This window comes from Bacillus salacetis, from assembly GCF_003581585.1.
GTDB lineage: Bacteria > Bacillota > Bacilli > Bacillales > Bacillaceae_B > Rossellomorea > Rossellomorea salacetis.
Genome location: NZ_QXIR01000043.1, coordinates 20204 through 35006, shown reverse-complemented (window position 1 = coordinate 35006; position 14803 = coordinate 20204). Strand labels below are relative to the sequence as shown.

Genomic DNA, 14803 nt, shown 5'->3' with positions numbered 1-14803 from the left:
AATATTAAAGACATAAAATTTAAGGGATTTAGAAAGTCTTAACTCTTGAATGGAAAGTGTTTAACTGAAAGGAGCTTACACCATGTTGATTTTGATTCGGAATGGAGAAGTCTACTCTCCCGAGTACTTGGGCAGAAAAGATATATTGATCATCAACGATTCAATTGGGTTTATTGAAGACAAAATTGACATCCCGGAAGGATTCTTTGCTGAAAATACCATTGTATTTGATGCAGCAGGAAAGGCAGTCCTGCCAGGATTCATTGATTCACATGTTCATATTCTCGGAGGGGGAGGAGAGGGTGGATACAAGACCCGGACCCCGGAAATCAAACTGACTGATGCAACACTATCCGGCATTACAACTTTGATCGGCGTAATTGGGACAGATGGCACTACCCGGACGATGGCAAGTCTTGTCGCAAAAGCCCGAGGGCTTGATGAAGAGGGGATTACCTGCTTTGTCCAGACCGGTTCTTATCAGGTGCCGGTAAGGACATTAACAGGTAAAATCGAAGATGATATCCTGCTTGTTGATAAGATAATCGGTACTGGAGAGATAGCGATCGCTGATCATCGTTCCTCGCAGCCGACTGCGGAAGAATTGGCCAGGATTGCCTCCCAATCCAGGGTTGGAGGAATCTTATCGGGCAAATCGGGTGTGGTGAATGTCCACCTGGGAGACAGCCGGGACTGCCTGAAGTTGATTTATGATGTCATTGAAAACACAGATATACCAATTAAACAATTCTATCCCACTCATATCAATCGAAATCCATATTTGTTTGAGGAAGGAGTTAAATATGCCCTTAAGGGTGGGTATGTTGACTTTACGACAAGCACGATTCCACAGTTCCTTGAAGATGGCGAGGTCCAATGCGGAAAAGGATTAAGGAGGATGCTTGATGATGGAGTGCCGGTTGAGAACATCACCTTTACATCTGATGGGCAGGGCAGCCTTCCGGAATTTGACGGGGAAGGAGGATTTAAGGGCCTGAAGGTCGCGCATGTATCAAGTCTGTTCAATGCAGTAAGGGATGCCGTCCTGTCAGAAGGGATACCTTTGGAGACCGCCATCAAGGTCATAACTTCAAATCCGGCCAGGATATTAAAGCTTCAACAAAAAGGTTCGATTGCTGCAGGAAAAGATGCTGACATGGTGATTGTGGACCGCGGATCCTTAAAGGTTGAGACCGTTCTGGCAAGAGGAAAAGTAATGGTCGAGAAAGGGAAGGCTGTAGTGAAGGGAACGTTTGAATGAAGGCCCTCACCGTGCTGTTAAATTAATTCTTTATCGAAGGACAAGAAGAATCCCTCACTTGGGACGTTTTTGGAAACTGTTTTCGAGTGGCATGATTGCGTATTTACGAAGGATCCCTAAAAGAGGATTCCCCCCTTGGATACTGAAAGGGTTATTGTTCAACCGTGAGGCCAGCTTTTTTCATCTTTATTTACAAATTTGTTTATGGATTTTTAAATTTTTGCAGTATATCAGCCTAGTGAGTAAACCCGGACTGCCTGTCCGGGTTTTTTGTGTGTATTATTCCCTGCTATAAAGTTGCGGCTGCTTTATAGAGATGAGTTAGTAGTACCCGCTTTGTAAAGGTTAGTTGGAAATTCGGATTTTTCGTGGTGAAGACCAATAGTGCATGAGTAAAATTAACAGATATTCAGACAAACTGTCGAGAAATCGTGGATTTTAATTTTGAATTGCAGAGCTTGTTTTACAAAATTCGTAAATTGTCTGTGCTAGGGTGATAGGTAAAGACCAAAGAGAAATGAAATGACAAAGTGACAAATCAACTAACGGTCTCATGTTACAGAATGTATAGTGTTTTCATTCCTTGCCAGAGTTAAAATGAAGTGAATTACCTAAATATTCAGACAAGTGGTACGAGAATGCGGGATCGCGCTGAATATATCCCTGATGGATTGAAAGCGCTTTCTATAAAAATCAACTTTGAGGGGGAATCATTATGGCGGATAAAGTCAAAATCGGATTGATACAGGCAGCACATGATGTTGATGGAATTGAACCGGTGGAGGTTCATAAAGAGGCGGCAATCAAGAAACACGTTGCATTGGTTAAAGAGGCGGCGGAAAAGGGGGCCAGGATCATCTGTCTGCAGGAAATATTCTATGGACCGTATTTTTGTTCAGAACAGAACCCGAAATGGTATGATTCCGCAGAGGAAATTCCCAATGGGCCGACCACAAAAAGATTTCAGGATTTAGCGAAAGAATTAAAGGTGGTCATTGTCCTGCCCATTTATGAAAGGGAAGGGATTGCTACATATTACAATACGGCTGCGGTCATTGACGCGGATGGTTCTTATCTCGGAAAGTACCGGAAGCAGCATATTCCACACGTCGGAGTAGGGGAAAAAGGGTATGGGTTCTGGGAAAAATACTACTTTAAGCCCGGCAATCTTGGCTATCCTGTCTTTGACACGGCGTACGCTAAGGTCGGTGTGTACATTTGTTATGACCGCCATTTCCCTGAGGGTGCACGTTTGCTGGGATTGAAAGGAGCGGAAGTGGTATTTAATCCATCAGCAACGGTAGCAGGGCTTTCAGAGTATTTATGGAAGCTGGAACAGCCGGCACATGCCGTTGCAAACGGCTACTATTTAGGTGCAATCAACCGTGTGGGCTATGAGGGCCCGTGGAATATGGGAGAATTCTACGGCCAGTCCTACCTTGTTGATCCCCGCGGCAGTTTTGTCTCGATAGGAAGCCGTGACAGCGATGAAGTGGTCATTGGAGAGATGAACAAGAAGTTAATCAGGGAAGTCAGGGATACATGGCAGTTCTATCGTGACCGCAGACCTGAAACCTATAGTGAGATGACGGCGCTGCTCCCTTGAACAAAAAATTTTTTTGGCTGGCTGATATGTGGTGGATTCGCCAGGTCTGCCTTTCAGACTGAAATCTATTAGCTGCCCATTTAATGGTTCTTTCAGAAAATGCCGGCAATCTTTATTTTCTGCTGTGTACCAAATATTTGAATGAAATGCGGTTTTACTAATCATATAGAAGCGGACGGGGGGAAGCCTAAGTGTCTACTAGTTTATCATTTCTTGATCTTGAGAATAACTTCCTGGAAGCCAAAGACGGTTTTTCCAGCAGGGAAGCTGAAGAAGAAGCTAACCGCTGTTTGTACTGTTATGATGCGCCATGCATCCAGGCATGTCCGACAGGGATTGACATACCATCATTTATTAAGAAGATTTCCTCAGGTAATTTAAAGGGCTCAGCAAGAACCATTATGCTCTCAAACCCGGTGGGAGCAAGCTGCTCGCGTGTTTGTCCAACAGAGGAACTTTGTGAAGGGGCTTGTGTGCTGAATCACTCTACTAAACCGGTCATGATCGGTGATTTGCAAAGGTATGCCACAGACTGGGCAAGGCATAATGAAGAGGTTCTCTTTAAGGCTGGTGAACCAAATGGGAAGACGGTCGGAATCATCGGCGGAGGACCGGCCGGTTTATCCGCGGCAAGGGAGTTGGCAAGGTTCGGTTATGCCGTAACGATTTATGAAGCGGAAAAAGAAGCAGGAGGACTCAATACCTATGGAATTGTATCGTTCCGTCTGCCCCGGTCAGTTTCTTTCTGGGAAGTCGATCAGGTCAAAAAGTTGAATGTTGAGATCAAGACGAATACCAGAATCGGCAGGGATATTTCTGCTGAAGAGTTAACACATCAACATGACTTCATCATTCTCGCCGCAGGAATGGCGCATGTGCCGGATCTAGGAGTTGAAGGAGAGGAACTGGCAGGGGTTCATGATGCGATAGAGTTTGTAAAAGCAACCAAGAGCGGAAAGCTTCCGGAGGGATATATCGGCAAAAGAGTGATTGTAATTGGTGCCGGCAACACCGCCATTGATGGAGCAACCTGTTCAGTCCGGTTAGGGGCACATAATGTGAAGATCCTTTACCGCCGTACACAAGCAGAAATGACAGCATACAACTTTGAGTATGAGTTCGCAAAGCAGGATGGAGTCGAATTCCGCTGGCTCACAGCTCCCAAAAGGATCATTGGCAGCAAGGAAGGCAAGGTGACAGGAATCGAATGTATCAGGATGGAACTGGATGAGCAGGGGGATGATGGGCGGAGAAGGCCAGTTCCCGTTAATGGATCGGAATTTGTTTTACCTGCAGATGCAGTCATCAAAGCCATCGGCCAGACCAGGCATCTGTCCCTTATCGACCAGTTCGGCCTTCAGCATCAAAACGGAGTCGTCAAGGTGGACCGGGAGACCTATCAGACTTCCAATCCGAAGATATTTGCTTGCGGGGATATTGTTTTTGGGAAAGGCACAGGAGAAGCGATGGTGGTAACCGCTGCAGAACAAGGAAAACAAGCAGCCTATCATCTGCATCATCAGTTTGCTGAAGTTCATTGAATTAAATGCAGATAGAGGGGGATCTAATGGCAAATTTAGCAATTGATTTAGCAGGTATTGAATCACCCAATCCTTTCTGGCTGGCATCTGCACCGCCGACAAACTCGGGATATCAAGTGCAGAGGGCATTTGAGGCTGGTTGGGGCGGTGCTGTATGGAAAACCCTGGGGGAGCCGATCATCAATGTTTCATCAAGGTTTGCGGCTGTAAGTTTTAACGGGCAGAGAGTAGCAGGATTTAACAATATCGAATTGATAACAGACCGGCCGTTAGAGGTCAACCTCAAGGAAATTCATGAAACGAAGAAACGCTTTCCAGACCGTGCGATCATCGCTTCTTTGATGGTGGAGCCAAAGCAGGAGAAATGGCATGAAATAGTCAAGAAAGTTGAAGAGGTTGGAGTCGATGGGCTGGAATTGAACTTCGGATGTCCTCATGGAATGGCTGAAAGGGGGATGGGTTCTGCTTCAGGCCAGGTTCCTGAGCTGGTGGAAAAGCAGACCTATTGGGTAAAAGAAGCCGCCGCTACTCCGGTAATTGTTAAATTGACACCAAATATCACCGACATCACCGTCACTGCGGCAGCAGCAGTCCGGGGAGGCGCAGATGCGGTGAGCATGATCAATACTATTAACAGTTTGGCGGGGGTTGACCTGGAAACTTGGAACACGATCCCGCATGTAGCGGGAAAAGGGGCGCACGGAGGTTATTGCGGACCTGCAGTGAAACCTATTTCTTTGAATATGGTAGGGGAATGTGCAAGGAACCCGGGGATCAATGTCCCGATTTCAGGAATGGGGGGTGTTTCCAACTGGCAGGATGCCGTCGAATTCATGCTGATGGGGGCTTCGGGTGTGCAGGTATGCACTGCTGCCATGCATCATGGTTTCCGGATTGTAGAGGACATGATTGACGGGCTGAATAACTATCTTGATAGAAAAGGGATTGCTTCTGTTCAGGATATTATAGGGAAATCTGTTCCTAAATATAGCGACTGGGGCAATCTCGATTTGAACTACAGTGTAGTGGCAAAAATCAATACAGATGTCTGCATCAACTGCAATAAGTGCCATATTGCTTGTGAAGATACCTCTCACCAGTGCATCGATATGCTGAAAGATCCTAATGGTAACAACTATCTTAAGGTAAGGGAAGAAGATTGTGTCGGGTGTAATCTGTGTTCAATCGTATGCCCTGTCGATGGGGCTATTGATATGATCGAAGTTCCAAGCGGACATATGCCGATGACTTGGAATGAACGCCAGAATGCTGTAGGGAAACTTGCTGGCTGCGGTATCGACGCAGTGAAATAATGGAGGTGGAGAGATGAGAAAGATAATTCGGAATGGAACAATTGTGACGGCTTCGGATACGTATCGGGCAGATATTCTTATCGAAGAAGGAAGGGTTGCGGCAATAGGGAAGAACCTTGAACATGCTGGTGAAGATGCAGAAGTCATTGACGCTGAGGGGAATTATATTTTTCCTGGTGGTGTAGACCCGCATACCCACCTGGAGATGCCGTTTGGTGGCACAGTATCGAAGGATGACTTTGAGACGGGCACGATTGCTGCGGCTTTTGGGGGTACTACGACCCTGATTGATTTCTGTCTGACGGATAAAGGGGAGCCTCTGAAAACGGCCATTGATACGTGGCATGCAAAATCAAGGGAAAAAGCTGTCATTGATTACAGCTTCCACCTGATGATCGGGGAAATCAATGAGGAAGTCCTGAAACAGCTGCCGGAAGTAATTGATAAAGAAGGCATCACATCATTCAAAGTTTTCATGGCCTATAAAAATGTATTTCAGGCTGATGATGAAACGCTTTTTAGAACATTGGTGGCTGCTAAAGATCTCGGTGCCCTGGTCATGGTTCATGCAGAGAACGGGGATGTCATTGAATTCTTAACCGAAAAAGCTTTAAGTGAGGGGAATACGGATCCGATTTATCATGCTTTAACGAGGCCGCCGGAATTGGAAGGTGAGGCGACTGGAAGGGCCGCGACATTAACCGGACTGGCAGACTCCCAGTTGTATGTTGTTCATGTTTCCTGTGCGGAAGCGGTTGATCAGATTGCCTCAGCGCGAAGCAAGGGCCTGAATGTTTGGGGGGAAACCTGTCCTCAGTATCTGGTTCTTGATCAATCCTATCTTGAAAGGCCGAATTTTGAAGGAGCAAAATATGTTTGGTCGCCGCCGCTGCGGGAGAAATGGAACCAGGAGGTTTTGTGGAATGCCCTGAAAAGCGGTCAGCTGCAGACGTTGGGATCGGATCAATGCTCCTTTGATTTCGAAGGGCAGAAAGATCTTGGGAAAGGCGATTTCACCAAGATTCCGAATGGGGGCCCGATTATTGAAGACCGTGTATCCATATTATTTTCTGAAGGGGTGGACAAAGGAAGGATTTCCCTGAATCAGTTTGTTGATATTATGTCTACACGAAGTGCGAAGCTTTTTGGGTTATACCCTAAAAAAGGGACGATTGCTGTAGGGTCAGATGCGGACCTGGTCATCTTTGATCCCAATGCAGAGAGAATCCTTTCTGCTGATACACATCATATGGCAGCAGACTACAATCCATTTGAGGGAATGAAGGTGAAAGGCGAACCGGTTTCCGTTCTATCGAGAGGTGAATTTGTAGTGGAAAACAAACAGTTCACAGGGAAGACCGGGATGGGAAAATATATAAAGAGAGCAAAGTACGGCCATCAATTAGAAGAGAACGGGGCTTTCCAATCTGCCAATTCCTAGTACCTTTTACATTTAATTATTGCCATTATTCCTTGAACAGCTCCTGCAGTCAGTCCAGAGGAGTATGTACCCGGGTTCCTGCCTCTCTTGAATCGTAAGGTTTTGCCTTTAGAAGCAAACGAAGGAGAGTGTTCATTGTGAAGAAAAGCTATTTGAAGTCACCGGATTTATTGCCCATCAGGGAAAGTGATAGAAAGATAACCAAAATCGGCTATTCATTCATGTGGGTAGGTATGGTGGTAGTTCTGGCAACCTTTGCGATCGGAGGAGCGGGTGTCATTTCCCTGCCGCTTCCAATGGTTATTCTGGCGACGGTCATAGGATCGTTGGCCATCGGGGTTTTCATCACCTTGACAGGGGATATCGGGGTTGAGCATGGGTTGTCATTCCCTGTTTATATGAGAGCTCCATTTGGAACGATCGGCACACATATCCCATCAGTGACACGGGGCCTGGCGGCATCAATGTGGTTCGGGATCAATACGTTCTTCGGTGCAACCGCCATGAATGGGATTCTGAATATCTTATTTGGATTTGATAACTGGTTTATCTGTTTCCTTATTTTTGCTTTACTGCAGTTGATCAACACAGCCCTTGGCATCAAAGCGGTTGAACGGTTTGCCGATCTTGCCGCGCCGGTGATTATTTTGATTTCTGTATGGATGTACTCGTCTTTATCTGATTCAGCAGCAGTACAGGGAAGGGATATCTGGTCATGGGTTGAGAGTCCGGTGACAGGGGGTGCGGCATTTACTGCATTCCTCGTTGTCATATTCAGCAATATGGGCTTCTGGGCTACACTGGCAGCGGACATACCTTCAATATCACGATATATGAGAGCGCCTAAATATGAGAAAAATTGGTTTAAGCGAAACAGGAGCGCCATCATCGGGAATCTGGTCGCTTTACCGATCACTCAATCCTTCATGGTGATGATTGGGGCTGTCGCATATATTGCGGTACTAAATTATGACCCTGTCATTGCCCTTCAGGAAGCGGCAGGCGGTTTCGTTCTTGGGGTGCTTCTGTTGATGATCGTACTGGCACAATGGTCCACGAATATCGCAGCAAACATCGTACCTGCTGCAACAATCTTCTCGAATGTCGGAGGCCCGAAGTTTCCGTTTTGGGCAGGTGTCATCACAGCAGGCGTTGTCGGTACTATTGTTCAGCCGTGGAACCTTTTTGATATCATCATTCCCGTCCTTTTATTTGTAGGAGGGATACTATCTGCCATTGTCGGCATTCTTGTATCAGATTACTATTTTATCAGAAAGCGCCGGGTGAACGTGCCGGATCTCTATGAAGAAAATGGCCAGTTCAAATATATGAACGGCATCAATTTGGCAGGTTTCATTTCCTGGATCCTTGGCGGGGTGGCTTCCTATTTCGTCCCGAGCTTTTCATTCCTTGTGGGTTTTGGTGTCGGTGCCATTTGTTATTATGTGCTGGCAAAATTCTGGTGGTTCAAAAAATATGAGCAGGCAGAGCTCTTGAATCCAAGTGATGACAAGTATCTGGGCATATCTGTAGGGCGGGATTGGGAAATAGCGGCTGAACCTGAGATTGTAACGGAAGAAATACCTGCTGTAAAAGGTGTTTGATCCCCATTAATGATAGCGCGTCCCTTGGCAGCCTCTGCATCGTATAAATCAATTAATCAGGAGGGCGCGAATGGCCAAACCCGAAGGACTTCTTATAGGAAGGGTGTCACTATGTCGGAATATCAAGAATTCCTTGGAGAAAGAGATAAGATAGATTACTTGATACAAGAAGGATATACAATCGAGAAAGTGAGTGAAAACCTGAGCGGGGCATTTGTTCTATTCAGTCATCCTGAAAAAGAAAAAACAACTCTTCATGTCAAAACGGCCAATGCCCGCAAATATTTTTCAAACCTATTGATTCAAGGCTGACAAAGGAGGAGCTGGATGAAAGACCTTAGCCATTCCTTATTGGTGTGTTTTGGGGTGCCCGATGACCGACCGCGTGTGTTTTTTAATACGAATGAGGAATTGATGGAATGGGTGATGAAGTTCCTGACTGAAGATTGCATATCAGTAGATGAAGCTTTGTATGAGGAAGTATTCCTAACCGTTTTCAGCAGCAAGGAGTGAGGATTGGTTTTTCCAATCCTTTTTCTCTATTTACGAATGAAAAGGAAGGAGAGATTCATGAGGAGTAACCATTATTTTTCAGTTCAAGACATTCTTTCCAGGAAGCATTTTGAACATGCCAGAGTCATTGCTGGACATAGAGGGGTGAACAGGCAAGTCAAATGGGTGCATGTTGTCGAGGCCCCGTCCATCAGGAATCTCCTCAATGGCTGTGAAATGATCCTTACGACAGGACTGGCATTGAAAGAAGAAGAGGCATTCCTTTCCTTGCTGAAACAATTGATAGATTGCCGGGCTTCTTCCCTGTGTATCGAGCTTGACACCAATATATCGATAATCCCTGAGCAGGTTCTCCGGTTCGCGGAAGAGCATGACTTTCCTATAATTGTATTTGAAAAAGAGGTGCCGTTTGTCAGTATCACCCAGGATATTCACACCATGCTCATCAATCACCAGTACAACTTGATCAAGCAGCTTGACGCTTTCGGACATGAATTGAATAAGAAGCTGCTGGATGTTCATCATTCCAGGGATATTCTAGATGTATTATACGAGCAACTAAGAGTCCCGGTACTGCTGAAGCTGCTGGATCATGAAGTGGAGGTCCACCCCAGGATGAGGCGGGCTGAGGAACAGAAAATCCGGATTTTGTTTGAGGGATATAAGGATAAAGGAAATCCCCATTTTGTCTCAAAGAAAGTTCTATTATTTGAAAAAGAATACGCAGAGCTATTAATGTTCCGTGATGATTTTCCCTTCAATGAATATGAATTACTGCTATTGGATAGAACAGCAACGGCAATTGCGCAATATTTGATGAGGGAACTGTATTTTCATGAGAAACAGCGTGTAAATGAATCCAAATGGGTCAGGTCATGGTTGAAAGGGGGGCAGCCGGAGGAAAAGGCTGCAAGTTATTTATCTGCTATATCAGGCAAGATCCACGGAGGGGTGGTATGTCTATGCAGCCTCGGAAAAATGAGAGAAAGAGAAAATATGGATTTAACATACTTCACATTAATTGCAAGGGGCGTTTTTGAACAGCAAGGATTCAACGTGCTCACAGAAAGAGAAGATGATGGCCTGACTTTTATTTTACTTGATAACCGGCCGAGCGAAACATGGAAGCGCAGGGCCTCTGATGCTTTTGAAAAGATCCTCAAAACAGAATTTTTTCAAAAGTCAACAGAAGTGAGTTTTGCAGCCGGAAGTTACCAAGCCGGCCTCATGGATATCCATAAGAGTTACCAAGCGGCGAAGGAATGCCTTTCATACCGTTCGGCCGTCACCGGGAATCAGAAGTATAATTTTTATGATGAATTGCATTTATACCGGTTGATTGCGAACATCCATGGCAATATCAATCTTCTTGAAATGGTCAGGGAGTGTTTTGCGCCGCTTTTGGAATATGACAAGGCTCATTCAGGGAGTCTCCTCATTACGTTAAAAGTCTATCTGGACTGTCAGGGTTCAAAACAGGAAACTGCAAAACAGCTTTATATTGTCAGGCAGACATTGTACCACCGTCTAAAGAAGATTGAAGAACTTTTAGGAAAGGACTTCATGCAGCCGGAAAAGCGGGTAGCCATTGAATTTCTGCTCCACGCTTACGATTATCTCAAGCCTGTATCCGACAGCCAGAAGGCTGTCATGCGTTGAATGATCCTCATTGATGTCAAAAGGACAACCGGGGTTATTTTACAGTTTGTCTAATGAAAGCATTCACATTTTATTTCATAATGAAAAAACAAGGTTTTTAGATGGAAATAAGGGAGGATTAATATGTCAGTGATCAAAAAAGAAGTTGCTGTGTTGAAAAACTATATCGATGGTGAATGGGTAGAATCCTTAAGCTCGCAAACACTCGAGGTTTTGAACCCTGCTTCACACAAAGAACTTGCGAGAGTCCCTATTTCAACAAAAGAAGATGTTGACCGGGCAGTCAAAGCTGCATCAAGAGCATCTAAAATGTGGAGAAATGTTCCAGTGCCGAAACGCGCACGTTATCTATATAAATATCATGCATTATTAACTGATAACCATGAGGAACTTGCAAAGTTGGTGGTGAAAGAGAATGGGAAATCATACAAGGAAGCCTATGGTGAAGTCCAGAGAGGACTTGAGTGTGTGGAGTTTGCTTGCGGCGCGCCTACTCTGATGATGGGGGAAACATTAAGCGGGATCGCGGAAGACATTGATTCCGAAATGTTTCGTTATCCGCTTGGGGTTGTAGGGGGGATAACTCCCTTCAATTTCCCGATGATGGTACCTTTATGGATGTTCCCTCTCGCCATTGCCTGTGGAAATACATTTGTTCTTAAACCCTCTGAACGTACGCCTATATTAGCTAACAGGCTTGCGGAATTGCTTACGGAAGCCGGGGTTCCGGCCGGAGTCCTGAATGTTGTCCATGGGGCACATGATGTAGTGAACGGCCTATTGGAACATAAAGACATTGCGGCAATTTCCTTCGTTGGTTCACAGCCGGTAGCAAAGTATGTTTATGAAAAGGCTGCTTCACAAGGAAAACGGGTCCAAGCGCTTTCAGGTGCCAAAAACCATCATGTTGTCATGCCGGATGCGGACTTCAATAAAGCGGCAGAACATATCCTCGGCTCTGCCTTTGGAAGTGCCGGCCAGCGGTGCATGGCCTGCAGTGCGGTTGTTGTGGTGGGGGACAATGATCCGTTTGTAAATGCCCTCAATAAGAAAGCGGATGAGATGGGTATCGGGGATGGAATGGATGATGAAGTGCTGTTGACTCCGGTGATACGGAGGGAGAACCGTGACAGGACCCTTAAGTATATCGAAAAGGGAATAGAAGAAGGGGCTTCGCTTATAAGGGATGGCAGAAAGGAAATGGATGGTTTTTCAGAAGGGAATTTCTTGGGAGCCACGATTTTTGATCATGTCACACCAGATATGACCATTGCCAAAGAAGAAATGTTCGCTCCGGTACTGAGCCTCCTCAGGGCAAAAGATCTTGATGAAGGACTTGATTATATCCGCCGGTCCCGTTTTGGCAATGGAGCGACGATCTACACCAAAGATGCCAAAGCAGCAAGGCAGTTCAGGGAAGAAGCCGATGCAGGCATGCTTGGTATAAATATAGGTGTACCGGCAACGATGGCGTTCTTCCCGTTCTCTGGCTGGAAGGATTCCTTCTATGGTGATATGCATGTTAATGGAAAAGATGGTGTCAACTTCTTCACAAGAAAAAAAATGATAACATCCCGCTTTGATTTTTAGTATCTTACCAATTACTAACCGCCTCGTTGAAATCATAGGTATATATAGATGATATTTGCATGCAGTTCCTTATTCTTAAGGGGAAAAGGAGGAATTTTCCTGGTGAAAACAGAACAGTCCAGTGAAAAGCTGTTGTCCAAGGATGAACAATATATATGGCATTCCATGAAGCCGTATAATCCAACGGGAACGATGGTGGCAGAGGAATCGAACGGGTCGTGGGTGACAGATCATACGGGTGCAAGGTATCTGGATGGCATGGCAGGGTTATGGTGTGTGAATGTAGGTTATGGCCGTCAGGAATTGGCTGAAGCAGCTTATGAACAGCTGAAAAAGATGGCTTACTTTCCGTTGACGCAAAGCCACCAGCCGGCTATCAGACTGGCAGAAAAATTGAACGGGATGCTTGGCGGGGAGTATGTCATATTTTTCTCCAACAGCGGATCTGAAGCGAACGAGGCGGCATTCAAGATTGCCCGCCAATATCATCAGCAAAAGGGTGAGGGGAGCAAGTACAAGATCATTTCACGCTACAGGTCGTACCATGGGAATTCCATGGGAGCACTGGCTGCTACCGGCCAGGCCCAAAGGAAGTATAAGTATGAACCACTGGCACCGGGGTTTATTCATGTACCCCCTCCTGATTCCTACCGTGATGAGGCCGATGGGCTTTCGCCGGATGAATTACCTGGTGTCAAAGCCATCGACCAGGTGATGACTTGGGAATTAAGTGAAACGATTGCGGCGATGATAATGGAGCCGATCATCACAGGGGGAGGAATCCTTGTTCCGCAGGAAGGATATATGAAAGCGGCCAAGGAGGTTTGTGATAAGCACGGGGCGCTGCTGATAGTGGATGAAGTTATTTGCGGATTCGGACGGACCGGAAAGCCTTTTGGCTTCATGAACTATGATGTCAAGCCTGATATCATTACAATGGCAAAAGGAATCACCAGTGCCTATCTGCCTTTGTCCGCAACGGCAGTCAAGCGTGAAATCTATGAGGCGTTCAAAGGATCGGAAGAATATGATTACTTTAGGCATATTAATACGTTCGGAGGAAATCCAGCGGCATGTGCACTTGCTTTGAAAAACATAGAAATAATGGAAAGCGAGAAACTATTTGAACGATCGGCGGAATTGGGCGAAAAGATGGTCAATACGCTTAAAACGAGGCTTCAAGGACATGCCAAAGTCGGGGACGTGCGCGGCAGGGGCTTGTTGGCCGGCATTGAACTGGTTTCTGATAAAAAAACAAAAAAGCCGCTGCCCGTTGACCAGGTCAATCAGGTGATCGGTTATTGCAAGTCCAAAGGGGTGCTCATCGGAAAAAACGGGGCAACGGCTGCCGGATATAACAATGTCCTGACGATATCCCCGCCTTTGAATATAGAAGTGTCTGATCTCGAATTCCTGCTGAAAACCGTTTGTGAAGGAATCAACGGCCTTGCGTAAGGATGTTTTCATTAGTGTAAAAAAGCTTGAACCCGTCTCCTGCGGGTTCAAGCTTTTTCTATTGAAATGCTTTGATATTCCGATTTGGCAGTCTCCATTTAAGTGAATAGGACAATACTCTTAAGGAGGTGGTCAGAATGAACAGGGTGTACAATTCCCGCGCCTCTGTAACAAAGTTAAGCCCGATGGCTGCTCCGCATAGGACAGCCCAGACAGCATAAATTTCCGATTTAAGCACCAATGGTTTTCTTCCGGCAAGAAGATCCCTGACCATCCCGCCTCCGCTTCCTGTCAGAACAGCGGCCACGATGACAGCACTGATCGGATGATTCATCTCGGAAGCGTACAGGGCCCCTTGGATGGCGAACGCCGATAAGCCAATCGCATCGAAGAAATTGCCCCAGCGCCGCCAATGGCGGAGCAGATTATTGGGGAATAGGAATACCGCCGTAATGGAAAGCAGTGCAATCTGGAAAAGGAATCCCTGTTCCCACAAAGCCGATACAGGAACACCGATCAGGAGATTTCGGATCGCTCCTCCTCCAAACGCAGTAACGATTCCCAAGATGTAAACGCCAAGAATGTCATATTCTTCTTCCATCGCGACGATCGCTCCGGAAACGGCAAATGCTACAGTGCCGATGATACTCAGAACTTCCCAAGTCATACCTGTTCCTCCTTTGCTGTAAATTCCTGAATTCCTTTAACGCATCACCGCATCGGGGGACTGTCCCCCATTAAGTTAATGCGTTAATCCGTTAAAGGAACTCTGCATAGCTGCACGTTTCAATCCCGAATCAAACATATTGATTTTATCATG

The 14803-nt window shown here is 45.9% G+C and carries 12 protein-coding genes; 11 read left to right on the top strand and 1 reads right to left on the bottom strand.

The window, feature by feature from the left end; all coding sequences use genetic code 11:
• Positions 1–82 precede the first annotated feature (82 nt).
• From iadA to D3H55_RS21545, 11 genes are all read left to right on the top strand, one after another.
• Positions 83–1261 (top strand): beta-aspartyl-peptidase, encoded by a 1179-nt coding sequence (gene iadA / locus D3H55_RS21595; RefSeq protein WP_119549383.1) that lies wholly within the window; start codon positions 83–85, stop codon positions 1259–1261.
• A 715-nt stretch (positions 1262–1976) separates the two neighbouring features.
• Positions 1977–2867, top strand: coding sequence for a nitrilase-related carbon-nitrogen hydrolase (locus tag D3H55_RS21590; RefSeq protein ID WP_119549382.1), 891 nt, complete (start codon positions 1977–1979; stop codon positions 2865–2867).
• A 191-nt stretch (positions 2868–3058) separates the two neighbouring features.
• Positions 3059–4408, top strand: a complete 1350-nt coding sequence (locus D3H55_RS21585; RefSeq protein ID WP_119549381.1) for an NAD(P)-dependent oxidoreductase — start codon at positions 3059–3061, stop codon at positions 4406–4408.
• A 26-nt stretch (positions 4409–4434) separates the two neighbouring features.
• Complete coding sequence (gene preA, locus D3H55_RS21580; protein ID WP_119549380.1) at positions 4435–5721, top strand: NAD-dependent dihydropyrimidine dehydrogenase subunit PreA; 1287 nt, start codon at positions 4435–4437, stop codon at positions 5719–5721.
• 13 nt (positions 5722–5734) lie between these two features.
• Entirely contained in the window at positions 5735–7162 is a 1428-nt protein-coding gene (gene hydA, locus D3H55_RS21575) for a dihydropyrimidinase (RefSeq protein ID WP_119549379.1), read from the top strand.
• Between the two features lie 137 nt (positions 7163–7299).
• Positions 7300–8766 (top strand): NCS1 family transporter, encoded by a 1467-nt coding sequence (locus D3H55_RS21570; RefSeq protein ID WP_119549378.1) that lies wholly within the window; start codon positions 7300–7302, stop codon positions 8764–8766.
• Positions 8767–8877: 111 nt separating this feature from the next.
• Positions 8878–9078, top strand: coding sequence for a hypothetical protein (locus tag D3H55_RS21565; protein WP_119549377.1), 201 nt, complete (start codon positions 8878–8880; stop codon positions 9076–9078).
• 15 nt (positions 9079–9093) lie between these two features.
• Positions 9094–9279, top strand: a complete 186-nt coding sequence (locus tag D3H55_RS21560; RefSeq protein ID WP_119549376.1) for a hypothetical protein — start codon at positions 9094–9096, stop codon at positions 9277–9279.
• A gap of 57 nt (positions 9280–9336) precedes the next feature.
• On the top strand, positions 9337–10938 hold the full coding sequence (locus tag D3H55_RS21555) for a PucR family transcriptional regulator (RefSeq protein WP_168413212.1): 1602 nt from the start codon (positions 9337–9339) through the stop codon (positions 10936–10938).
• A 123-nt stretch (positions 10939–11061) separates the two neighbouring features.
• The gene (locus D3H55_RS21550; protein ID WP_119549374.1) at positions 11062–12528 is read left to right on the top strand and encodes a CoA-acylating methylmalonate-semialdehyde dehydrogenase; all 1467 of its coding nucleotides are present in this window, start codon (positions 11062–11064) and stop codon (positions 12526–12528) included.
• 99 nt (positions 12529–12627) lie between these two features.
• Positions 12628–13983, top strand: a complete 1356-nt coding sequence (locus D3H55_RS21545) for an aspartate aminotransferase family protein (protein WP_119549387.1) — start codon at positions 12628–12630, stop codon at positions 13981–13983.
• 58 nt (positions 13984–14041) lie between these two features.
• On the opposite strand, the gene D3H55_RS21540 is transcribed toward D3H55_RS21545, so the two are convergent.
• Positions 14042–14650: a trimeric intracellular cation channel family protein gene (locus D3H55_RS21540; RefSeq protein WP_119549373.1), complete on the bottom strand. Its 609-nt coding sequence runs from the start codon at positions 14648–14650 to the stop codon at positions 14042–14044.
• Between the last annotated feature and the right edge of the window lie 153 nt (positions 14651–14803).

What these genes read in the sequence shown, in the direction of transcription:
- iadA (WP_119549383.1), top strand. Translation starts at nt 83, where the DNA reads ATGTTGATTTTGATTCGGAATGGAGAAGTCTACTCTCCCGAGTACTTG.
- D3H55_RS21590 (WP_119549382.1), top strand. Translation starts at nt 1,977, where the DNA reads ATGGCGGATAAAGTCAAAATCGGATTGATACAGGCAGCACATGATGTT.
- preA (WP_119549380.1), top strand. Translation starts at nt 4,435, where the DNA reads ATGGCAAATTTAGCAATTGATTTAGCAGGTATTGAATCACCCAATCCT.
- hydA (WP_119549379.1), top strand. Translation starts at nt 5,735, where the DNA reads ATGAGAAAGATAATTCGGAATGGAACAATTGTGACGGCTTCGGATACG.
- D3H55_RS21565 (WP_119549377.1), top strand. Translation starts at nt 8,878, where the DNA reads ATGTCGGAATATCAAGAATTCCTTGGAGAAAGAGATAAGATAGATTAC.
- D3H55_RS21560 (WP_119549376.1), top strand. Translation starts at nt 9,094, where the DNA reads ATGAAAGACCTTAGCCATTCCTTATTGGTGTGTTTTGGGGTGCCCGAT.
- D3H55_RS21555 (WP_168413212.1), top strand. Translation starts at nt 9,337, where the DNA reads ATGAGGAGTAACCATTATTTTTCAGTTCAAGACATTCTTTCCAGGAAG.
- D3H55_RS21550 (WP_119549374.1), top strand. Translation starts at nt 11,062, where the DNA reads ATGTCAGTGATCAAAAAAGAAGTTGCTGTGTTGAAAAACTATATCGAT.
- D3H55_RS21540 (WP_119549373.1), bottom strand. Translation starts at nt 14,650, where the DNA reads ATGACTTGGGAAGTTCTGAGTATCATCGGCACTGTAGCATTTGCCGTT.